This is a genomic window from Diaminobutyricimonas aerilata, assembly GCF_002797715.1.
Lineage (GTDB): Bacteria > Actinomycetota > Actinomycetes > Actinomycetales > Microbacteriaceae > Diaminobutyricimonas > Diaminobutyricimonas aerilata.
This window is the reverse complement of record NZ_PGFF01000001.1, coordinates 28,392-48,888: the sequence shown is the minus strand read 5'-3', so window position 1 is coordinate 48,888 and position 20,497 is coordinate 28,392. Positions and strand designations below refer to the sequence as shown.

General features: G+C 71.4%; 22 protein-coding genes. 11 read left to right on the top strand and 11 right to left on the bottom strand.

The genetic code is table 11. The features are described from left to right. Window positions 1-23 precede the first annotated feature (23 nt). Window positions 24-1,982 carry a M13 family metallopeptidase gene (locus tag CLV46_RS00280; RefSeq protein ID WP_100362945.1) on the bottom strand — a complete coding sequence of 653 codons (1,959 nt, stop codon included), beginning with the start codon at window positions 1,980-1,982 and terminating at the stop codon, window positions 24-26. Between the two features lie 131 nt (window positions 1,983-2,113). On the opposite strand from CLV46_RS00280, the gene CLV46_RS00275 reads away from it, so the two are divergent. Beyond that, the gene (locus CLV46_RS00275) at window positions 2,114-2,524 is read left to right on the top strand and encodes a biopolymer transporter Tol (protein WP_425430395.1); all 411 of its coding nucleotides are present in this window, start codon (window positions 2,114-2,116) and stop codon (window positions 2,522-2,524) included. A 63-nt stretch (window positions 2,525-2,587) separates the two neighbouring features. Next, the gene (locus CLV46_RS00270; protein WP_100362944.1) at window positions 2,588-3,859 is read left to right on the top strand and encodes an MATE family efflux transporter; all 1,272 of its coding nucleotides are present in this window, start codon (window positions 2,588-2,590) and stop codon (window positions 3,857-3,859) included. Between the two features lie 147 nt (window positions 3,860-4,006). Here the strand turns inward: CLV46_RS00270 and CLV46_RS00265 are convergent, their stop codons facing one another. Then, the gene (locus tag CLV46_RS00265; protein WP_100362943.1) at window positions 4,007-4,537 is read right to left on the bottom strand and encodes a VOC family protein; all 531 of its coding nucleotides are present in this window, start codon (window positions 4,535-4,537) and stop codon (window positions 4,007-4,009) included. Between the two features lie 208 nt (window positions 4,538-4,745). Further along, the gene (locus CLV46_RS00260; RefSeq protein WP_100362942.1) at window positions 4,746-5,813 is read right to left on the bottom strand and encodes a LacI family DNA-binding transcriptional regulator; all 1,068 of its coding nucleotides are present in this window, start codon (window positions 5,811-5,813) and stop codon (window positions 4,746-4,748) included. Between CLV46_RS00260 and CLV46_RS00255 the strand changes: the two genes are divergently transcribed. The 4 genes from CLV46_RS00255 (at window position 5,729) to CLV46_RS00240 (ending at window position 9,794) form a co-directional block, all read left to right on the top strand. Further along, window positions 5,729-7,147, top strand: coding sequence for an MFS transporter (locus CLV46_RS00255; RefSeq protein ID WP_100362941.1), 1,419 nt, complete (start codon window positions 5,729-5,731; stop codon window positions 7,145-7,147). The genes CLV46_RS00260 and CLV46_RS00255 overlap by 85 nt on opposite strands. Window positions 7,148-7,201: 54 nt before the next feature. Further along, window positions 7,202-7,897, top strand: coding sequence for an endonuclease NucS (gene nucS, locus CLV46_RS00250; protein WP_100362940.1), 696 nt, complete (start codon window positions 7,202-7,204; stop codon window positions 7,895-7,897). Further along, complete coding sequence (locus CLV46_RS00245) at window positions 7,897-8,553, top strand: HAD hydrolase-like protein (RefSeq protein WP_100362939.1); 657 nt, start codon at window positions 7,897-7,899, stop codon at window positions 8,551-8,553. Before nucS ends, CLV46_RS00245 begins: the two co-directional genes overlap by 1 nt. Before the next feature lie 104 nt (window positions 8,554-8,657). After that, on the top strand, window positions 8,658-9,794 hold the full coding sequence (locus CLV46_RS00240; RefSeq protein WP_100362938.1) for an epoxide hydrolase family protein: 1,137 nt from the start codon (window positions 8,658-8,660) through the stop codon (window positions 9,792-9,794). 76 nt (window positions 9,795-9,870) lie between these two features. Here the strand turns inward: CLV46_RS00240 and CLV46_RS00235 are convergent, their stop codons facing one another. Both CLV46_RS00235 and CLV46_RS00230 read right to left on the bottom strand, forming a co-directional pair. After that, window positions 9,871-10,824 (bottom strand): permease prefix domain 1-containing protein, encoded by a 954-nt coding sequence (locus tag CLV46_RS00235; protein ID WP_100362937.1) that lies wholly within the window; start codon window positions 10,822-10,824, stop codon window positions 9,871-9,873. Further along, complete coding sequence (locus CLV46_RS00230) at window positions 10,821-11,162, bottom strand: PadR family transcriptional regulator (protein ID WP_100362936.1); 342 nt, start codon at window positions 11,160-11,162, stop codon at window positions 10,821-10,823. The genes CLV46_RS00235 and CLV46_RS00230 overlap by 4 nt, the downstream gene beginning before the upstream one ends. Before the next feature lie 134 nt (window positions 11,163-11,296). Between CLV46_RS00230 and CLV46_RS00225 the strand changes: the two genes are divergently transcribed. The 4 genes from CLV46_RS00225 (at window position 11,297) to CLV46_RS00210 (ending at window position 15,494) form a co-directional block, all read left to right on the top strand. Then, complete coding sequence (locus CLV46_RS00225; RefSeq protein WP_100362935.1) at window positions 11,297-12,421, top strand: Ig-like domain-containing protein; 1,125 nt, start codon at window positions 11,297-11,299, stop codon at window positions 12,419-12,421. A 119-nt stretch (window positions 12,422-12,540) separates the two neighbouring features. Next, on the top strand, window positions 12,541-13,092 hold the full coding sequence (locus CLV46_RS00220; RefSeq protein WP_100362934.1) for an OsmC family protein: 552 nt from the start codon (window positions 12,541-12,543) through the stop codon (window positions 13,090-13,092). Window positions 13,093-13,185: 93 nt separating this feature from the next. Further along, on the top strand, window positions 13,186-14,070 hold the full coding sequence (locus CLV46_RS00215) for a hypothetical protein (RefSeq protein ID WP_100362933.1): 885 nt from the start codon (window positions 13,186-13,188) through the stop codon (window positions 14,068-14,070). Between the two features lie 80 nt (window positions 14,071-14,150). Beyond that, window positions 14,151-15,494, top strand: a complete 1,344-nt coding sequence (locus CLV46_RS00210) for a hypothetical protein (RefSeq protein WP_100362932.1) — start codon at window positions 14,151-14,153, stop codon at window positions 15,492-15,494. Between the two features lie 65 nt (window positions 15,495-15,559). Here the strand turns inward: CLV46_RS00210 and CLV46_RS00205 are convergent, their stop codons facing one another. Both CLV46_RS00205 and CLV46_RS00200 read right to left on the bottom strand, forming a co-directional pair. Beyond that, a complete protein-coding gene (locus CLV46_RS00205) occupies window positions 15,560-16,300 on the bottom strand; it encodes a metallophosphoesterase family protein (protein ID WP_100362931.1) in 741 nt (246 codons plus the stop codon). Between the two features lie 457 nt (window positions 16,301-16,757). Further along, complete coding sequence (locus CLV46_RS00200) at window positions 16,758-16,976, bottom strand: hypothetical protein (RefSeq protein ID WP_100362930.1); 219 nt, start codon at window positions 16,974-16,976, stop codon at window positions 16,758-16,760. Between the two features lie 43 nt (window positions 16,977-17,019). On the opposite strand from CLV46_RS00200, the gene CLV46_RS00195 reads away from it, so the two are divergent. Further along, on the top strand, window positions 17,020-17,460 hold the full coding sequence (locus CLV46_RS00195; protein ID WP_100362929.1) for a MarR family winged helix-turn-helix transcriptional regulator: 441 nt from the start codon (window positions 17,020-17,022) through the stop codon (window positions 17,458-17,460). 232 nt (window positions 17,461-17,692) lie between these two features. Here CLV46_RS00195 and CLV46_RS16760 read toward each other — a convergent pair whose 3' ends face one another. Genes CLV46_RS16760 through CLV46_RS00180 form a run of 4 tightly spaced genes read right to left on the bottom strand, consistent with a single transcriptional unit; the run spans window position 17,693 to window position 20,476 of the window. Beyond that, on the bottom strand, window positions 17,693-17,863 hold the full coding sequence (locus CLV46_RS16760) for a hypothetical protein (protein WP_170028511.1): 171 nt from the start codon (window positions 17,861-17,863) through the stop codon (window positions 17,693-17,695). A gap of 8 nt (window positions 17,864-17,871) precedes the next feature. Next, window positions 17,872-18,897, bottom strand: coding sequence for an NAD(P)/FAD-dependent oxidoreductase (locus tag CLV46_RS00190; protein WP_211282112.1), 1,026 nt, complete (start codon window positions 18,895-18,897; stop codon window positions 17,872-17,874). After that, window positions 18,894-19,418 carry an isoprenylcysteine carboxyl methyltransferase family protein gene (locus CLV46_RS00185; protein ID WP_100365791.1) on the bottom strand — a complete coding sequence of 175 codons (525 nt, stop codon included), beginning with the start codon at window positions 19,416-19,418 and terminating at the stop codon, window positions 18,894-18,896. The genes CLV46_RS00190 and CLV46_RS00185 overlap by 4 nt, the downstream gene beginning before the upstream one ends. Beyond that, window positions 19,415-20,476, bottom strand: coding sequence for a type III polyketide synthase (locus tag CLV46_RS00180; RefSeq protein ID WP_100362928.1), 1,062 nt, complete (start codon window positions 20,474-20,476; stop codon window positions 19,415-19,417). Before CLV46_RS00180 ends, CLV46_RS00185 begins: the two co-directional genes overlap by 4 nt. Between the last annotated feature and the right edge of the window lie 21 nt (window positions 20,477-20,497).

Below are 20,497 nucleotides of genomic sequence, written 5' to 3'. Positions count from 1 at the left end.
GGGGTGAAGAGGGGGTGGACTGACTACCAGATGGTGACGCGCTCGGCGGGGTCGAGCCACAGCGCATCGCCTTCGGTCACCCCGAAGGCCGTGTAGAACTCGTCGATGTTACGCACGATCTGGTTGCAGCGGAATTCGGCCGGCGAGTGCGGGTCGATCGCGAGCAGCCGGATCGCCTCCTCGTCGCGCGCCTTCGTCTGCCACGCCTGCGCCCAGCTCAGGAAGAACCGCTCAGCACCGGTGAGCCCATCGATCACCGGCGGCTCCTGCCCGCCGAGCGAGATCAGATACGCCTTCCACGCGATGCCGAGTCCGCCGAGGTCGCCGATGTTCTCGCCGATGGTGAGCGCGCCGTTGACGTGGTGATCGGGCACCTGCGCCGGCGCGAGCGCGTCGTACTGCGCGATGAGCGAGGAGGTGCGCTCCTCGAACGCGGCGCGGTCGGCCTCGGTCCACCAGTCGGTGAGCTTGCCGTCGCCGTCGTACCGGGACCCCTGGTCATCGAAGCCGTGCCCGATCTCGTGCCCGATCACGGCACCGATCGCGCCGTAGTTCGCCGCCGCATCCCGGGTCTCGTCGAAGAAGGGGTACTGCAGGATCGCCGCCGGGAACACGATCTCGTTGAACCCCGGGTTGTAGTACGCGTTGATCGTCTGCGGGGTCATGAACCACTCGTCGCGGTCGATCGGCTTGCCGATCTTGCCGAGCTCCCGCTGGAACTCGAACTCGTTGGTCGCCCGCACGTTGCCGATCAGATCGGATGCGGTGATCTCGAGCGCGGAGTAGTCGCGCCACTTCACCGGGTACCCGATCTTCGGCGTGAACTTCTCGAGCTTCTCGAGCGCGCGCTGCTGGGTCTCCTCGGTCATCCATTCGAGCGAACGGATGCTCTGCCGGTACGCCTCCACGAGGTGACCGACGAGCTCGTCCATCGCCTCCTTCGCCGCGGGCTTGAAGTGCTCGTCGACGTAGATGCGTCCGACCGCCTCGCCGAGGGCTCCCTCGACGAGGGAAACGCCGCGCTTCCACCGCGCACGCAGTTCCGGCGTGCCGGTGAGGGTGCGGCCGTAGAAGTCGAAGTTCTCCGCGACGAACTCGCTCGAGAGGTACGGGGCGTAGCTGCGGATGACCTGCCAGCGTGCCCAGTCCCGCCACGCGTCGAGCCGGTCGGCGTCGAGCAGCTCGCCGAGCGACTGCACGAAGCTCGGCTGCCGCACGACGACCTCGCTCAGCGCGCCGGCGGGAGCGTCGACCGCGTCGAGCCAGCGCTGCAGCTGCGGGGTCTTCGCGACGACGTCGTTCCACGGCATCGGGTTGTAGGTGGCCTGGCTGTCGCGCGAACGCACCTTGTCCCAGTGGTGGGAGGCGAGTTCGGTCTCGAGGGTGAACACGCGCTCGGCACGGGTGGCCGGGTCTCCGAGCCCGGCGAGGGTGAACATCCGCTCGAGGAATCCGCGGTAGTTGTCGCGCACCTCGGCGAAGTGCTCCTCGCGGTAGTAGCCCTCGTCGGGAAGACCGAGTCCGCCCTGCTCCGCGAACACGAGGTAGCGCTCGGGGTTGCCCGGGTCGTTGTCGACGAAGAGCTGCAGGAATCCGCTCGTGCCGCCGCGCTCGAGGCGACCCAGCACATCCAGGAACGAGTCGAGGTCGTGGGCGGCGTCGACCTCGGCGAGCAGCGGCGCGACGGGCTCCGCGCCGCGGCGTTCGACCGCGTCTTCGTCCATGAAGCTCGAGTAGAGGTCGCCGATCTTGCGCTCCTCCGTGCCCGGTTCGGCCTGCTGCGCGCGCTCGATGATCGCGCGCACCGCCTTCTCGGCCTCCTCCGCGAGCACATAGAAGGAGCCGTAACGCGCCTTGTCGCTCGGGATCTCGGTGCGGCGGATCCACGTGCCGTTGACGTGCCGGAAGAGGTCGTCCTGCGGACGCACCTCCGGATCGAGTTCGTCGAGCAGGATTCCGGAGTTCAGCGCGTCGGCGGTCACCCGTCCACCCTACGACCGTGGCCGGCGCGACGCTGAGTGCGTTTCAAGGGTGCTCGGACGCCGCCCGCGCGGTTGCCGTGTGTGGGGGGTCGATCGCCGCGCGGTGTGTGCCGGGCTGGCAGGGTGAGCGGATGGAACCGGAGTCGTCCGACGAGGAGCGGTGGCTCGTCATCGGCGGTCGGCGGTGGCGCCGCACCGATCCCGCGCTGCCGGATGACGTGGTGGCGCGGCTCCGCTCGCACCTCGGGCGAGGACGCGCGGGCGTCCGGACCGCCACGCGCAGCGGGGACGAGGCCGCCGTCGCGGCCGCCCGGCACCGGGTGAACCTCGCGAAGCACGCCCTCGGCGAGCGCGGACCGAAGTGGTGGGAGTCGGACGAACGCGCCCGACTCGAGCGGGCCCACGCCGGCCTGGCGCAGCTCGACGCGCTCGATGCTCCGGATGCGGGAGCGCGCGTCTCGGAGGGCGGCACTCCGGATGCGGGAGCGCCCGCCTCAGGCGACGCCCACGCCCCGGGCCCCGACGGGCCGGCCGTTCCCTAAAATCGACGCATCCGTACCGCGCTGCTCCGCTCCCCCCTCGACCGCGACATCCTGCGTCTCGCGGTGCCCGCGCTCGGCGCCCTCGTGGCCGAGCCGTTGTTCCTGCTGACCGACACCGCGCTCGTCGGACACCTCGGTGCGGATGCGCTAGCGGGTCTCGGAATCGCGTCGATCGTGCTGCAGACGGCGGTGGGGCTGCTCGTGTTCCTCGCCTACGCCACCACCCCGACCGTCGCCCGCCGCCTCGGCGCCGGCGACACCCCCGGCGCGATCCGTGCGGGCATCGACGGAATGTGGCTCGCGCTCGGCATCGGGGTGCTGCTGCTCGTCGCGGGCCTGCCGCTCGCCGCGCCGGTCGCGCGCACGCTCGGTGCCGACGGCGCCGTCGCCGACGCGGCGACCACCTACCTCTCGGTCTCCCTCTGGGGGCTGCCCGGCATGCTGCTCGTCATCGCCGCGACCGGCCTGCTGCGCGGGCTGCAGGACACCCGCACCCCGCTCATCGTCGCCGTCGCGGGCTTCGCGGCGAACGCGGGCCTCAACGCACTGCTCATCTACGGCGCCGGACTCGGCATCGCCGGGAGCGCGCTCGGCACGGTCGTGGCGCAGTGGGGCATGGCCGCCGTGTACGTCGTGATCGCGGTGCGGGCCGCCCGCCGTTACGGGTCCCCGCTGCGTCCGGGGCTGCGCGGGGTGAGTGCGAGCGCCCTCGCCGGCGGATGGTTGCTGCTGCGCACGGCGAGCCTGCGCGTCGCGATGCTCGCGACCGTCGCCGTCGGCGCATCCGTCGGCGTCACGGAACTCGCGACCCTGCAGATCGCGCTCACCGTGTTCTCGACGCTCGCGTTCGTGCTCGACGCCTACGCGATCGCCGGGCAGGCGCTCATCGGACACGGGCTCGGGGCGGCGGATGTCCCCCGCGTGCAGGCGGTGACGCGACGCCTCATCGTGCTCGGCGTCGTGTCCGGCGTCGCGCTCGGACTCGTTGCGGCCGCGCTCGCGCCGCTGCTCGGACCGGTGTTCACCTCGGATGCGGCGGTGCGGCAGGCGCTCGTGCCCGCGCTGCTCGTGGTCGCGGCGAGCACCCCGCTCGCCGGCTACGTCTTCGTGCTCGACGGCGTGCTCATCGGGGCGGGCGACGCCCGGTACCTCGCCTGGACGGGCGTCGTGAACCTCGTCGCCTACCTGCCCCTGCTCGCCCTCGCGGCCTTCGCATCGGGGACGGCTGCCCTCGTCGCCATCCTCGCCGCCCTGTGCTTCGGCTACCTCGGCGCCCGCGCGGTCACTCTCGGTTTGCGCGCCCGCGGCACGCGCTGGATCGTCACGGGCGCCTGATCCGGCCGTGTAGCGCCGAGCGTGCCCGTTCGCGACGTTTCCGGCCCTCTGGGATCGATTGCGGCGTCGCAAAAGGGCACGCTCGGCGGAAGTAGCCGGCGGATGCACGCGAGCGGGCCGGGAGGCGGCGAGCGCGCGGATGCGCCGTCAGCCGCGCGGATCGCGCAGCGCGCGCATCGCGGCCGTGATCGTGTCGTGCACGTACGCGAGGTCGCCCTCCCATTCCGCGCCGGCGGCATCCGGCCCCGCCCACTCCTCGCCGCCGTCCGCGGGCCACTCGGCGGGGCCACCCTCGTGCGAGTAGACCCACCAGATGTCGCCCCATGGGTCGAGCACGCGTGACAGCACGTCGCCGAAGAACGGCCGCGGCTCGGTGATCACCCGGGCGCCCGCCGCGCGCGCTCGCTCGAGCGTCGTGGCGAGGTCGTCGACGTACACCTGCAGGAACGCCGGCGTGAACGGCCAGTCGGGTTTGCGGTCGACGACCATGACGATGGAGTCGCCGAGCTCCAGCTCGGAGTGCAGCAGCAGCCCGTCCGTGTCGACGGTGTGGGCGTCCATGCGCTCGCGTGCGCCGAACACGTCGGTCATGAAGCGGATGAGGGCGGGCGCGTCGTCCGCGAAGACGAACGGGTTGACGGTGCGGTACCCCTCGGGTGCGCGCGGGATCGTGCTCATTGGTCCTCCGATCGGATGCCGCGGCTCTCGCGGCGCCCCGACTGTACGGATCGCACAGGTCAGCGCTCGTCCTGAATCCGACACTCGCCGCTCGCTGCGCCTGCACGAGCCCCGAGTGGCGCCAGAGGCCCCGAACACGGGCGCCATACGGGGCCTTTCGTGCCAGTGGACATAACGTGTGCGTCGTCGAGGGACGCACGAGGCGCGGTCAGCGGGGTGCGGGACCCGTCGTCGTGCCGATGCGCAGCTCGCTCGTGAACGCGACGGCGTCGGGGGCGCCGCCCTCGATCGCTTCGATGAGGGCGGACCCGGCGGCGCGTCCCTTCTCCACGGCCGGCTGGGCGAGGGTCGTGAGCACGTGCGGGGCGATGCCCTCCACACGCACGCCGTCGAAGCCGACGATGCTGAGGTCCTCGGGCACGCTCAATCCGAGGTCGAGCGCCGCGCGCAGCACGCCGGCGGCGAGCATGTCGCTCTGCGCGATGATCGCCGTCGGGCGCTCGGCGGCCGGGCGGTCGAGCAGCGCGAGGCCCGCGATGCGCCCCTCCTCCCGGTAGCTGCCCGCCGTCGAGATGCCGCCCGCGTCGGGGTAGACGTCGCGCACCCCCGCGATGCGGCCGCTCGAGGTGTAGCCCGTCGCCGCGGCTTCGCGTTCCGGGGTGAGCGGTCCGCGGGTGCGGTCGTCGTCGAGCGGCAGGGTGACCATGGCGACGCGTTCGTGCCCGAGGTCGCGTACGTACTCGGCGGCGCGCCGGCTCGCGTCGCGGTTGTCGAGCGAGATGAGCACGGCGCCTTCGAGCCCATCCGCCTCGATCGCGACGACCGGCACGCCGCGTCGCCGCAGCACGGCCACCGATTCGTCGAGTCGGGTGGAGCAGCCGACGAGGATGACGCCGTCCATGGGGGCGGTGGCGAGGGAGGTGGTGCCGTCGCCCTGGTCGGTGAGCAGCAGCAGCCCGTCACCCGAGACACCGAGGGAGTCGGCGATCCCGTCGAGCAGGGCGATGTTCACCGGGTCACGGAAGGCGTCGGCGATGCTGTCCTCCATCACGACGGCGACCACGCCGGAGCGTCCCCGTCGCAGCGAACGCGCCCGCGGGTCGGGCCCCGCGTAGCCGAGCCGGGCGGCGGCGTCGATGACGCGCTGCCGTGTCGCCTCCGCGACCGGACCGGTGCCGCTGAAGGCGAGGGATGCCGTCGACGCGGAGACGCCGGCGGCCCGGGCCACATCGGACAGGGTGGCCCGCGTCACGGGTGTTGCCGGTTCGGCGGTCATGTGGCTATCGTAGTCGAATCGATTCGATCGAATCGATTCGACTTTGGTCGATCCGATCTTCCGCACGTCGCCCCCTCGAGAAACCCCGGAGACCCGTGAGCACCACCGCATCCGCCCTCAGCCGCAGGCAGATCGCCTCTTGGCGCAATGCCGTCTTCGTGACGTTCGCCCTCAACGGGCTCGGCATGGCCACGTGGGTCTCGCGCACGCCGGCCATCCGCGACCACCTCGGCATCGGCTCCGGTGAGGTCGGCCTGTTGCTGCTCGGCGTCTCGTCCGGCTCGATCATTGGCCTGCTGTTCTCGAGCCACGTGCTCACCTGGCTCGGCGCGAAGCGCACCGTGCTCTACGCGCTCGCGATGTGCGCGCTCGGCCTCACCGTGATGGGCGTCGGCGCGAGCGTGTTCGAGAGCTACGTGCTCACCCTCTTCGGCCTGTTCCTCTACGGACTCGGCACGGGCATCTGCGACGTCGCGATGAACGTGGAGGGTGCCGCCGCGGAACGCGCGTCGGGCCGCACCCTCATGCCGCTGTTCCATGCGATGTGGAGCGTCGGCACGATCGTGGGCGCGGGCATCGGATCGCTCGTCTCGCTCGCGCACGTGCCGGTCGCCGTGCACCTCTCCGCCGTCGCCGTCGTGCTCGCCGTCGGCGCCGTGTTCGCCATCCGTGCCTTCCTCGGCGACATCGTCGACACGCACGACGAGCACGGCGAACCCACCCCGAAGAGCACCTTCCGCGACCGGGTGTCGATCTGGCTCGAGCCCCGCACGCTGCTCATCGGCGCGATCGTGCTCGGGATGGCCTTCACCGAGGGCTCCGCGAACGACTGGCTCGCCCTCGCGATGGTCGACGAACGCGGCGTCTCGCACGCGACCGGCGCGGCCCTGTTCGGCGTCTTCACCGTCGCGATGACGGTCGCCCGCGTCGCCGGCGTTCCGCTGCTCGACCGCTACGGACGCGTTCCCGTGCTGCGCGGATCGGCCGCGCTCGCCGTGATCGGCCTCGCCCTCGTCATCTTCGTCGAGCAGCCGGTCGTCATGGTGATCGGCATCGTGTTCTGGGGCCTCGGCGCCGCACTCGGCTTCCCGGTCGGCATGTCGGCCGCGGCGGACGACCCCGCCAAGGCCGCGGCCCGCGTGAGCGCCGTCGCGACCGTCGGCTACTGCGCGTTCCTCGTCGGACCTCCCCTCATCGGCATCGTCGGCGAGCAGGTGGGCCTGCTCAACGCGCTGCTGTTCGTGCTCGTGCTCATCGTGATCGCAGGCGTCCTGTCGCCGGCCGCCCGCGAGCGTTCGAAGGTGCAGCAGCCGGTCGCCGACGCACGTCGCTGATCGTCCGGGCGGCGGATGCACGGAGTGGCCCCGCCGCCCGGGTAGCCTCGACGGGTGCGTCTCGTCATCGCCCGGTGCTCCGTCGACTACGCGGGCAGGTTGAGCGCCCACCTGCCCCTCGCCACCCGCCTGCTGTTGCTCAAGGCCGACGGCAGCGTGCTCGTGCACTCGGATTCGCTCAGCTACAAGCCGTTGAACTGGATGAGCCCGCCGTGCTTCCTGAGCACGATCGAGCCGGATGCGGAACAGGCGGCCCTCGGAGTGCAGCAGATCTGGCGGGTCGGCCAGGCCAAGACCGCCGACCAGCTCGTGATCAGCATCCACGAGATCCTGCACGACAGCTCGCACGACCTCGGCGTCGACCCCGGGCTGCAGAAGGACGGCGTCGAGGCGCACCTGCAGAAGCTCCTCGCCGAGCAGATCGAGTTGCTCGGTGAGGGGTACCGCCTCGTGCGACGCGAGTACATGACCGCGATCGGCCCGGTCGACATCCTCGCGAAGGATGCCGCGGGCGGCAGCGTCGCGGTCGAGATCAAGCGGCGGGGCGACATCGACGGCGTCGAGCAGCTCACCCGCTACCTGGAGCTGATGAACCGCGATCCGCTGCTCGCCCCGGTCGAGGGCGTGTTCGCGGCCCAGGAGATCAAACCGCAGGCGCGCACGCTCGCCCAGGACCGCGGCATCCGCTGCGTCGTGCTCGACTACGACGCCATGCGCGGGCTCGACGACGCGCACTCGAGGCTGTTCTGATGACGCTCCCCTATACGGCGGTGCTGTGCGACCTCGACGGCACCATCCTCGACTCGGCGCCCGGCATCACGGCGACCTTGGCGTACACGTTCGAGCGCATCGGCGTTCCGGTGCCGAGCCCGAGCGGACTGCTCGAGTACGTGGGACCGCCGATCCTCGACGCGTTCCGCGATCTCGCCGGGCTCACTCCGGAGCAGTCCGCCGAGGCGCTCGAGATCTACCGCGCGCGCTACCTCGATCAGGGTACGACCGACTCGCGCGTCTACTCCGGCATGCCGGAGGTGCTCCGCGCGATCCGCGACAGCCCGATGCGCATGTCGCTCGCGACCTCGAAGCCCGAGCTGCCGGCGACGCTCATGCTCGAGCACTTCGTGCTCGCCGGCTGCTTCGACGTGATCACCGGCGCTTCCGCCGACGAGACGCGGAGTGCGAAGGCGGATGTGGTGGCCGAGGCCCTGCGCCGCTTGCGCGATCTGGGAGCGGACCTCGAGCGGGTCGTGATGATCGGCGACCGCATCCACGACGTCGAGGGGGCCGCGGCGCACGGCGTTCCGACGATCTTCGTCGAATGGGGTTACGGCTCCCCGGCCGAGTCGGCGGGGGCCTCGCTCATCGTCTCCAGCGCCGAGGAGCTCCGCGAGGCGCTCGGACTGTAGCCCGCGCCGTCTCAGCGCGACGCTTGTCGCGGTTCACTCGACCTCGTCGCGATCCGTCCGGATTCAGGACGGATCCTGACCTGAGCGGGCGGAAGCATGGGGGAATGGACGACGACATCACCCCCTTCTCACTCCGGATCGACGACGGCGAGCTCGCCGATCTGCATCGGCGGCTCGACGCCACCCGACTGCCCGACGCGCTTCCCGGCGACGACTGGGCGTTCGGGGTACCCGTGACCGAACTGCAGCGCGCGGTGGACGGCTGGGGCGCCTTCGACTGGCGGGCGTTCGAGCGGCGCCTCGCCGACGTGCCGCAGTTCACGACGGAGTTCGACGGGCAGCGCATCCACTTCGCACACGTGCGCTCCGAGCGGGCCGACGCCGTGCCGTTGCTGCTCATCCACGGCTGGCCCGGGTCGTTCCTCGAGTTCGTCGGCCTCATCGACCGGATGACCGACCCGGTCGGCGACGAGCCCGCCTTCCACGTCGTCATCCCGTCGCTGCCCGGCTTCGGGTTCTCGACCCCGCTGGCGAGCCTCGACTGGCCCACGAGCCGGATCGCGGCAGCGTTCGCGGAACTGATGTCGCGCCTCGGGTACGAGCGGTTCGCCGTGCAGGGCGGAGACATCGGAGCCGGCGTGGCACCCGAGATCGGCCGGGTCTGCCCCGAGCGCGTGATCGGCGTGCACGTCAACGGCGCGCTCGGAGAGTTCGTCAGCGAACTCGACGACGCGACCACGGCCGTGCTCCAGCCGTTCGAACACGATCGGATGCGCCGAGTGCACGAGTTCATGCAGAACGAGTTCGCCTACATCTCGCTGCAGTCCACGCGTCCCGCTCTGCTCGGCGCGATGGTCGCCGACAGCCCGGTGGCGCAGTTGGCGTGGATGTGGGACAAGTACCGCGCGTGGAGCCACCCCCTCGAGGCGACTCCCGAAGAAGCGCTCGGCGCCGACTTCGTCTTCGGCAACCTCGGCCTGTACTGGTTCACCCGGTCCGCCGGCTCGGCGGCTGCGGTCGGCTACGCCCAGCAGGGCGCCTGGGGCGCGGAGCCGCAGGATTCGGGAGTGCCCACCGCGGCCATCCAGTTCGCCCACGACATCGGGATCCGGGCGGTCGCCGAGCGCTCGAACACCATCGTCCGGTGGACCGACGTGCACGATCGCGGTGGCCACTTCGCGGCACTCGAGGAGCCGGAGATGCTGCTCGACGACCTGCGCGCCTTCATCCGCTCGCTCTGAACGCCGGCCCTCGCGCCGAAGCGACGAGATCGCGCGGTACGCCGCACGATCTCGTCGTTTCGGTACGAACGAGATGTCACAAGCGGGCGCGACGGGCGCGGATGAGGTTCTGCACCACGTCCCACACCGCGCTGATGCCGATCGTGAGCACACCGATCACGGTGAGCACGGTGTGCGGGTCGGCGGTTCCCCAGTCGAGCCGCTCGAGGAAGGCGGAGGTGAACACGCGGTCGGCGAGCAGCAGCCAGATCGCCGGGATCGCGAAGGCCAGGTTGGTGACGGCCTTGGTGGCGACGAGCCCGTACGTCCACCGGCGTCGGCCGTAGACGGCGACGAGCACGAGCGCGTCGAGGGCGAGCACGACGATCACGTACGGCCACCAGAAGCTCCAGTTCTCCTCGCGGAGCAGCGGAAGGGGCCGGCCGTCCACGGTGAAGAACGAGAAGTTCTGCTGCCAGATCATCAGCACGGCGACGAGGGCGGCGAACCCGAGCGCGCCGATGACCTCGCTGAGCTTCACGTGCTTGCCGTCGTCGAGGTCCGGCAGCTGTGCGAGCGTCCATCCGGACCCCTGCCACGTCGATCCGGCGCGCTCGACGATCCAGAACACGAGGGTCGTCCAGAAGATCAGGTGCATCGTCGTGCCGAGCAGCACGAGCACGACTTCGGCGATGATCTCGCCGATCGTCGAGCCGATCAGCGCCTGCACGGTGCCGACCGCGAGGCCGGCGATCGGCAGCACGGTGGCGAGCAGCAGCTTGAGCAACCGGATCCAGTCCGGGTACATGCTCGGCCCGATGACGTACAGCGGCCGCTCGGCGTACTGGGCGGCGAGACGGATGGGGTCGCCGAGTTCGAGCAGCACGGCGCGTTCGGCCTCGTCAGGGTCTGCACCGCTCTCGAGTCGCGCTTCCATCGCATCCTCGATGGATGCGCGGAGCTCGCGCTCGATGTCGGCGCGCTTCGCGTCGGGGAGGGTGCGCAACGTCGCCCAGACGTAGCGGTCGGTCAGGGTCGTGGTGACGGTCATGAGCGGTCTCCTTCGTCGAGTTCGGTGATGGCGGCGGTGAGCGCCGCCCAGTCGGCACGGAGGGTGGTCGCCATGGCGTCGCCCTCGATCGTGGTGCGGTAGAACTTGCGCGGTCGCGCTTCGTCGGTGTTCCAGTCGCTCGTGAGCAGTCCCTGCGTCTCGAGCCGCCGCAGCAGCGGGTAGAGGGTGTTGGCCTCCACTTCGAACCCGGCCGTGTCGAGGGCTTCGAGCAGGGCGTACCCGTAGTTCGGCTCGCGCAGAACGGTGAGGCAGGCGACGACGACGGTGCCGCGCCGGAGTTCCTGTCGGTGTGCCGCGAGCGCGGCGTCGGTGTCCATGCGTCACACCATACTGTGTGGCGCACACCATTACAAGACGCACTTTATATTGCGCCCTCCGGCACTCTGGCGTGGCGTCGTCACGGCGGTCTAGGCTCCGAGCCATCAGCCGCCCTGGCGATCGGAGTGACGCCATGCACCGCATCCCCACCCGCCGCACCATCGCCGTCGCGCTCGTCGCCGGCGCCCTCACGCTCGGCGGCCCGATGGCCGCGGCGGCGGCCGACACGACCGGTGCGGTCGTGCACTTCGCCGCCGGTCCCGCGCAGGAACACCGGGACCGTGTCTTCGGCACGGCGGCCCCGCCCATCCTGGTCGGACCGGCGACCACGCGACTCGCGATCGACACCGATGTCGCGGCCGTGCAGGATCTCGTGGTCTGCACGCTGTCCGCGTCCGGCGAATGGGTGGGCGAACGGGCGTTCAGCGGGGCGGAATGGACGGCGGACCCCGTCGTGCCGATCGAGGCGGGAGCCGTCGTGCCCGGCGACGGCCGCTCCTACGAGCTCGACTGCCGCAGCGGGGCCATCGACTGGGCCGGTTGGCGCGACACGTGGGTGCTCACGCCGGATGCGGGCGCGGCGTCCACAGTGGAGTTGAGCACGGATGAGCCGGATCGGATCGACGTGCGGGCCTACCACGGGTCGATCACCGAGGCGCCGGTCGCGCTCCACCCCGGCGACCGCATCGAGGTCGCCGGAGGCCCGGGCACCTGGGAGGGCTCCACCGCCGCCGGTGAACTGCGCGCGTACGGGCGCGACGCCTGGGAGCGCGTCACCGGCCTCGAGGGCACCGTCTCGGCGGACGGTTCCGTGCTCAGCTTCACCCTCCCGAGCGAGCTTCACCCTGAGCATCTCGCGGCGATCAACTGGATCGAGATCTCCTCGAGCGCCGGCGAATCCTCCGAGGAGACGCGGCGCACGTTCTGGGTGCACTCCGCCAGGATCAGCGAAGCGGTCGCCGCACCCACGACGACCCGCGTCGCCGTCTCGTCGACGACCGCGTTCTCGTTCCAACGGGTGAGTGCGACCGTCGTCGTCGGCGCCGCCGGCACGGCAGCACCGACGGGGCGGGTCGCCGTCCTGATCGACGGCGAGCGGGTGGCCACCGCGACCCTGACGACCGCGTCGAACGGACGCGCGTCGGTCACCCTCCCCCGCGTGGACCGCGGGCGGCACACCGTCACGGCGCAGTTCGAGGGCTCGCCGACCTTTGCGCCGTCGACGAGCGCGAACGCCCTGCTCCGCGTGCTCTTCTGACCGGGATGGCATCCGCCGCCACCGTCGGACGTGCCGTTTGTGACGGCGGATGACGTGCAGCGTGTCGCCGTGTTACTCGCGCACTCGTGCCCCCTGACCGGCGCTTTTAGCGTGGCGCCATGACACTCATCAACACCGTCTCCGTGCCCGAGTCCACTTCCGACGAGCGCGCCGCGCGCCTCACCGAGGCGGGCGCCGCCTGGGGTGATCGCATCGCCGCGAAGCCCGCCTCTGCGCAACTCACCTACCGCGTGGGAGGAGCGGGCGAAGGCTCCGTCGCCACCCGCATCACCGCCGGCAAGCACGAGTTCGTCGTCGACGAGCCCGCCGCCCTCGCCGGGGACGACGTGGCCGCGAGCCCGGTGGAGTTCGCGCTCGGGGCGCTCATCTCGTGTCAGGTGGTCGTCTACCGCCTCTACGCGCAGGCTCTCGGCATCCGCGTCGACGAGATCGACATCTCGGCCGAAGGCGACCTCGACGTGCGACGCCTGTTCGGCATCGACGAGTCGGTGCGCGCCGGGTTCTCCGAGGTGCGTCTCGCCGTGCGCCTGAGCGGTCCCGAGTCGGCGGAGAAGTACGAGGAACTGAAGGCCGCTGTCGACGCCCACTGCCCGGTGCTCGACCTGTTCGCGAACCCGACGCCGGTGGTCGTGTCCCTGTCGAACCAGTGAAGAACGACTGAGCACTCCCTGATAACGAAGGGGATTCACGCGGATCGCGCCTAACGTCGCCCCCAAGCGCACCGACTCTGGGGGGTGGTTGACGTGGACGAATCGTTCGTCGCCGGATACCCCCGACGCGTGCGCCTGCTTCTGGGGCTCTTCGCCGCCGTGTTCGGCGGTGTCCTCCTCGCGTTGTTCACGACGGCCAGCCCGTCATCGGCCGAGGAGGCGCCGCCGGATTCGGTGGTCGATCGCGTCGCGACGCTCGTCGAGCACGTGACCGCGCCCGTCTCCAGCACCGCTGCGGCCGCCGTCCAGGAGGTCGTCGCCGTCGCCGCTCCCGTCGTGCAGGCGCCGGTCGTGCAGGCCACGCCGGTTCCCGCCGTGGTGCACACCGTCACCGAGACCGTCGCGAACACGTCGGTCTCCACGATCCTCACCCCGGTCGCCGGGGTCGTCGACTCGACGGTGGGCGCCCTCCCGGTCGTCGGCAACCTGCCGCTCGTCGACGCGGTGCTCGGCGAATCGCCGATCACGACCGTCACCGACCCGGTGGTGGATGCCGTCGACACCATCACGGACGGACTCGGCGCCGGCGTCGACGCCGTGATCCCGGACGAGTCGGTGGACGGCATCGGCCCCGTCGTCATCGGGATCTCCGTCGCCGGGGACACCTCACTCGAGGTCTCCGGCACACTCGCCGGCCGCCTCGCTTCCGCGTCCACCGCGCTGCGGGCCGACCTGCCGACCGGCGCCGACGCGGCCGTGACGCCGAGCGGCGTGCTGTTCGACGCCGCCTCGGGCGGCTCGGCATCGGCCGCCGCGCTCGGCGGCGCGTCCGCCTCCGGATCCAACGGCGCCGCCGCATCCGTCGGCATCCTCGCCGACCACATCCGCTTCGCTTTCGCCGCCGGTTCGGCTCACGGTCACACCGATGACCGCCTGCCCGGCGCTCCCGTCTCCGACTCCGACTCCTCGCCCGACTGAGGTCGTCGTATCCGCCTGTGCGGACACGACCCCGTCCCGTGATCGCGGGACCCCACCTCAATCGGACAAGGAATCTGACCATGAACAAGTACGTCTCGAGAGGACTCTTCGGCGTCCTCTTCACCGGGGGCCTCATGGCTCTCGGAGCGGGTGTGGCCAACGCGGCCGACACCACCGGCGAGGAGAGCATCCTCGGCGGAACCCAGGCCGTCGTCGAAGCGGTGCTCCCCGTGAACGTCAGCGGCAACAACATCAGCGTGCTCGGCGACTCGTCGAGCAGCGGTTCGAGCACGGCGTCCGCGCCGGCCTCGGCTCCGGCGGATGCCTCCACGGGCGGCAGCGACTCGGTGCTCGGCGGCAGCCAGGCCGTCGTGGATGCGGTCGTGCCGGTCACGGTGAGCGGCAACAGCATCAGCGTGCTCGGCGACTCCTCCTCGGAGGGCTCGACCGCGGCGCCGGCCGGCAGCACCGGCGGAGCGGCCGACTCGGCCGCCACCTCGGGTGACGACGGCATCCTCGGCGGCACGCAAGCCGTCGTCGACGCGGTCGCTCCCGTGAACGTGAGCGGCAACGCGATCAGCGTGCTCGGTGACTCCTCCTCGGAGGGCTCGACCACCGGCACGGCGGGCGGCACGGGTTCCACCCCCGGTACCTCCGCCACGCCCACGACGGGCGGCGATGACAGCGTGCTCGGCGGCACCCAGATCGTCTGCGACGTGCTCGCCCCGATCGGGGTGGCCGGCAACGCGATCAGCGTCATCGGCGACTCCACCTCGGAGGGCTCCACCACCGGCACCACCGGCGGCACGTCCGGCACCTCCGGCGCCCCGACCACCGGCGGCGACGACAGCGTGCTCGGCGGCAGCCAGGTCGTCCTCACCCCCGCGCTCCCGGTGACCGCCGGAGGCAACGCGGTCAGCGTGATCGGCGACAGCACCTCCGAGGGCTCCACCACGGGTATCCCCAGCACCGGTGGATCGTCGGATGCGCCGACGACCTCCGGCGACGACTCGATCGTCGGCGGAGGGCAGATCATCATCGTCCCGACCCTCCCCGTGACGGTCGGCGGCAACGCGATCAGCGTGATCGGAGACAGCACGACCGGCGGTTCGACCACCGGCCCGGTCGACCCGACCGACCCGACGGACCCGACCGACCCGACGGACCCGACCGACCCGACGGACCCGACCGACCCGGTGCTGCCGACAGATCCGACCGACCCGGCCGTGCCGGGTGACGGTGGCGACGCCACCATCACCCCCGCGGGGATGACCGTGGCGGCCGTGACCGCCGACTCCGGGAACACGAACCGTCTCGCGACGACCGGCGCCGACGGTGCCGGATTCGCCGGGGCGCTCGCCCTGCTGCTGCTCGCGGCGGGAGGGCTGATGCTCCGCACGCGTCGCGCGCACACCCGCGTGTGATGCACGGGCGACCGGGTGCCGTACTCATGGGGGGCGGCACCCGGTTCACCCATGCCCGGAACGGCTCAGCGCGAGTAGCGGGCCGTGCGCAGTTCCGCGGCGTACGCGTCGAGGTCGGGCATCCCGAGCTCGAACGCGACCGCGATCTCGGCTTCGACGTCGTACGGCACCCGTACGAACTCCACTCCGAACGGACCCGGGCCGTCGGAACCGTGCAGCACGAGGTAGGACGCCGTGGGCTCATCGAGCGGGTTGCCCACGCTGCCGGCGTTGAGGAGCATCCGGCCCGGCATCGTGCGGACGTAGGCGTTGTGGATGTCGCCGTAGCAGACCACCTGCGGCACCGGCCCGGGGCCGGTCAGCTCGGTGTTCGCGAACATCGCCGCGAACTCCTCGTCGGAGTGCTGCGCGAACACCCGGGTGAACACGCTCAGCGCCGAGGCGTGCAGGAAGCGGATGGTGCGCCCGCTCAACTCCATGTCGTGGACGAGAGGCAGCGCGGCGAGCCACTCCCGGTCGGCGTCGGTCAGCTCGTCGCGCCACCAGAGGAGCGCCTCGTGCGACAGCCCCTCGGCGAGCAGCATCGCCTCCCAGTTGCCCGCGACGGTGACGGCGCAGCGTTCTCGAGCCAGCGCGACGCACGCGGATCCGCGTGGTCCCTTCCCGACGATGTCGCCCAGGTCGACGATCTCGGTGATGCCCCGCGACTCGATGTCGGCGAGCACGGCGCGCAGCGCGGTGAGGTTGCCGTGGATGTCGGAGACGACGGCGATCGATCGCCGGTCACTGGTCGGAGTCGCGGCCACACCTCACGGTAGCCCCGCGGTCCCGCGCTCGCGAGGTCCGCTCGCCGCCTCTCGGTCCACGGCCGCAGCGCGCTGCGGTCGCGGAGGACCCGCACGGTGGCGATGCGCCACCGCACCCCGAAGACGATCACGCCGTCGGCGCCCGGCAACACGATGCCGTCCCGTTCGTCGATCCGGCGCACCGCTGCCCCCGGAGCGGCGAGCATCCGCTCGAGCACCGCGGCCACCTCGCGACCGCCGCGGATCACGCGCGCGGGTTCGCGGTCGTCGACGAGGGTCACGGCCGGAGCGAGCAGCCGACGCAGCCGCGTCCGATCGCCGGCACGCACCGCGTCGAGCACGGTCTGCGCCATCCGCTCGCGGTGCAACGCGATGATCCTCGCCATGGTGACCTCCGGTGCGATGCTGGCACGGAGCGCCCCGGCGGCGGCTGCGTCGCGGGATCTGCGCAGTGGACTCAGGGGGTGGGAACCGGTGCCGGGCAGTGCAGACGCGTGGATCCGGCGCCGCGCTCGATCACGTGGGTGTCGAGCGGTGCCCCGCACAGCGGGCACGGCTTGCCCGTCGACGACGGCCGCGGCGCCTCATCGAACGGTCCGAGCTGCGCCGGACCCATGAAGGGGCGCAGGGACTTGTTCAGGCGCTCCCACCAGCGGAGGCGTTCGCGGTCGGTCATATTCTTAGTGTACTAACTATTCGTGCCCTCGTATAGTGGTCGCATGACGGATGCGCTCGCCCTCGACCGGCAGGTGTGCTTCGCACTCGCCGCCGCCTCACGCAGCGTCATCGGCCTCTACCGGCCCGTGCTCGAACCGCTCGGCCTGACGCATCCGCAGTACCTCGTGATGCTCGCGCTTTGGGAGCGCAGCCCACGCACGGTCGCCGACATCGCCGACGCCCTGCTGCTCGAATCCGCCACGCTGAGCCCGCTGCTCAAGCGGCTCGAGGCCTCAGGGCTCATCACCCGGCGGCGTAACGCCGCGGATGAGCGGGCCCTCGCGGTCGAACTCACGGACGCGGGGCGCGCGCTCCGCCGGGAGGCCGAGCTTGTGCCAGGCCGCATCGTCGAACGACTCGGCATGGACGTGACCGAGCTCGAGGGCATCCGGGATTCGCTCACGACCCTCATCGCCGCAGCGCGGACACCGCCGATCGAGTAGGTCGTCCACGGCCGTATCGAGATCTCCCTCAGGCGGCACCCGGGTTGCTCAACCGCACCGACGATTCCCCGTCGCGAAACGCGGGTGCGCGCCGCCCGCACCCGCAATATGCGACGGGAATGTCGCGTCCGGATGCTCGTGCATGCGGTTTCCCGTCAGTAGATGCCCTTTCGCGGCGCTCGTAAGGGCGACTACTGACGGGAAACCGATTGTGGGAGCCGGCGGGAGGCGGTCAGTCCTCGGGGTCGCCGGGGCGCACGACGGCGTCGTCGCGCACGTCGATGCGCGTCACGCCGTCATCCTTCTTCGTGACCTCGATGCGCGGCTCGGCGTCGCGCTCCGTCGACTTCTCGGCGCGCAACAGCTGATCGCGGCGCTTCTCCTCGTCGGTCATCTCTTCCATTGCTGCTCCTATCTCGCGAGGCGGTCGACCATCCGGCCGAACAGGGCGGGGTTCCGGGATGCGGTGGGGATCACGTACGGACGCGCCGGCGACGTCGCGAGGGCGACGAGACCGCTCGTGAGCATACGGAAGTCGCGGGTGACCCGGCGCCAGCGGCGCTCGTAGTCGCGCGGCCGGCCGGCGAGCACCGCGGCCACGGCCTCGGTCGCTTGCGCGAAGCCGAGCCGCAGACCCTCGCCGGTGATCGCGTCGACGTAGCCGGACGCGTCGCCGACGAGCAGCACCCGTCCGGCGACGCGGCGGCGGGTGCGCTGCCGGAACGGGCCCGCGCCACGACGGGTGCTCACGAGCATCGTGCCGGCGATGCGTTCCTCCAGTTCCGGTGCGGAGGCGAGTGCGTCGTCGTAGTCGACGCCCTGACGGGCGAGCATCGAGATGCCGACCGTGTCGTCGGCCACCGGGGTGACGTAGAACTCCGCGTCGCGGGCGACGTGCACCTCGATGAGATCCGACCACGGCTCGACCTCGTGGTGTTCCCGGATGCCGTAGCGCCGCGTCCCGCGCGGCACCGGCAGCGCCAGTCCGACGGCGCGCGCCACGGTCGAGTGCAGCCCGTCGCAGGCGAGCAGGTACCGGGCGCGCACCCCGCCGGCGCGCACGTCATCCGCACCCTGCTCGACCTCCTCGACACGGACGGCTTCGCGGCGCACGCCGAGCTCGTCCGCTCGGCGGGCGAGCGCCTCGTGCAGGGCGATGCGCCGCACGCCCCTGCCGGCGCCGTGCGAGAACACGTGGTCGACGCGGTGCACCCCGTCGCGGTAGCTGACTCCCCGCAGCGGGCAGCCGGGCGGATCGACGCCGAGGCGCGCCAACAGCGGCACGGCCCCCGGCATCAGGCCCTCCCCGCACGCCTTGTCGATGCTGCCGCGACGCGGCTCGGCGACGACCACCGAGAATCCGGCGAGGCGCGCTTCGATCGCCGTCGCCAGACCGACCGGTCCGCCGCCGACGACGAGCACATCCGCATCGATCATGCGGGCGCCGCCTGGCGGAGGGCGCGGTCCTCCGCGGGGATCCGGAAGCCGAGCAGCAAAATCGCATTGAGCACGGTGAAGGCGATCGCGGTCACCCACGCGCTGTGCACGAGGGGCAGGGCGATGCCCTCGATCGCGACGATGAGGTAGTTCGGATGCGGCAGCCAGTCGAACCGGTACGGTCCGCGACGCGAGAGGGGCATGCCGGGCACGACGATCACGCGGGTGTTCCACTGCTTGCCGAGCGACACGATCACCCACGCGCGACCGACCTGACACAGCAGCGCGATCACGAGCATCGGCCAGCCCAGGGCGGGGAGGAAGGGCCGGTCGAACAACACGACCTCGCCGAGACACGCGAGCAGGAAGCCGGTGTGCAGGGCGACCATCCACGGGAAGTGCCCACGACCGGTCTCGACGCCGCCGCGCTGGAATGCCCAGTCCGCGTGCCGCGTCGAGATGACGAGCTCGGCGATCCGCTCGATGCCGGTCGCGAGGATCAGCGCGAGGTAACCGATCACGCGGCCCACCGCAGCAGCACGAGTTCCGCGGTCACCCCCGGGCCGAGGGCGAACAGCAGACCGCGAGTGCCGGCCGGTTGCTCGGCGACGTCGGCGAGGATGTGCAGCACCGACGACGACGAGAGGTTGCCGACCTGCTCGAGCGAGCGCCAGCTCGGGGCGAGATCCTGCTCGGTGAGGCCGAGCGAATCGGCGAAGGCCTCGAGAACCCGCGGGCCGCCCGGGTGGGCGATCCACGCGCCGATGTCGGGGACGTCGAGATCGTGGGCGCGGAGCAGAGTGGCGACGTCGGGACCGAAGTTGGCGTCGATCGCTTCGGCGACGCCGGCGGACAACACGATCTGGAATCCCGTGTCGCGCACATCCCAGCCGATGACGTCGGCCGTGTCGGCGTAGAAGCAACTGCGGGTGTCGACGATCTCGGGTCCTGCGATGCCGAGCTCGCGCGCCCGGTTCTCGCCCGCGACGACCACCGCGGCGGCGCCGTCCCCGAACAGGCCGCTCGCGACGAAGTTCGCGACCGACGCGTCGTCGCGCTGAACGGTGAGCGAGCACAGCTCCACCGACAGGAGCACGGCGATGTCGTCGGGGTGGCCCTTCAGGTAGTCGTGCACGCGGGCCAGGCCCGAGGCGCCGGCGACGCAACCGAGCCCGAACGACGGGATCCGCTTGACGTCGGGCCGGAGGCCGAGCAGGGGCACGAGCCGGGCGTCGATCGACGGGGCGGCAACCCCGGTCACCGAGGTGAAGAAGAGGTGGTCGACGTCGGTCGGCTGCAATCCGGCTGTCAACAGCGCCCGGCGCACGGCCCGTTCGGAGAGCTGCGTGCCGACGCGGATCCAGTGGTCGTTCGATTCGCCGAACGAGCCGAGGTCGCGATACGCCTCGAGCGGCAGGGCGGTGTGGCGGGTGCCGATGCGGGTGCCGGCGTGCAATCGCTCGAGCAGCGCGCGTTTCGGGGAGTCGGGAACGAGCATCGACGCCAGTTCGGCGGTGATCTCCGCCTGTGAGTAGGCGTGATCGGGTAGCACGGGGGCGACCGCGATGATGCGTGACATCCGCGCAAGCTACCACGCCGT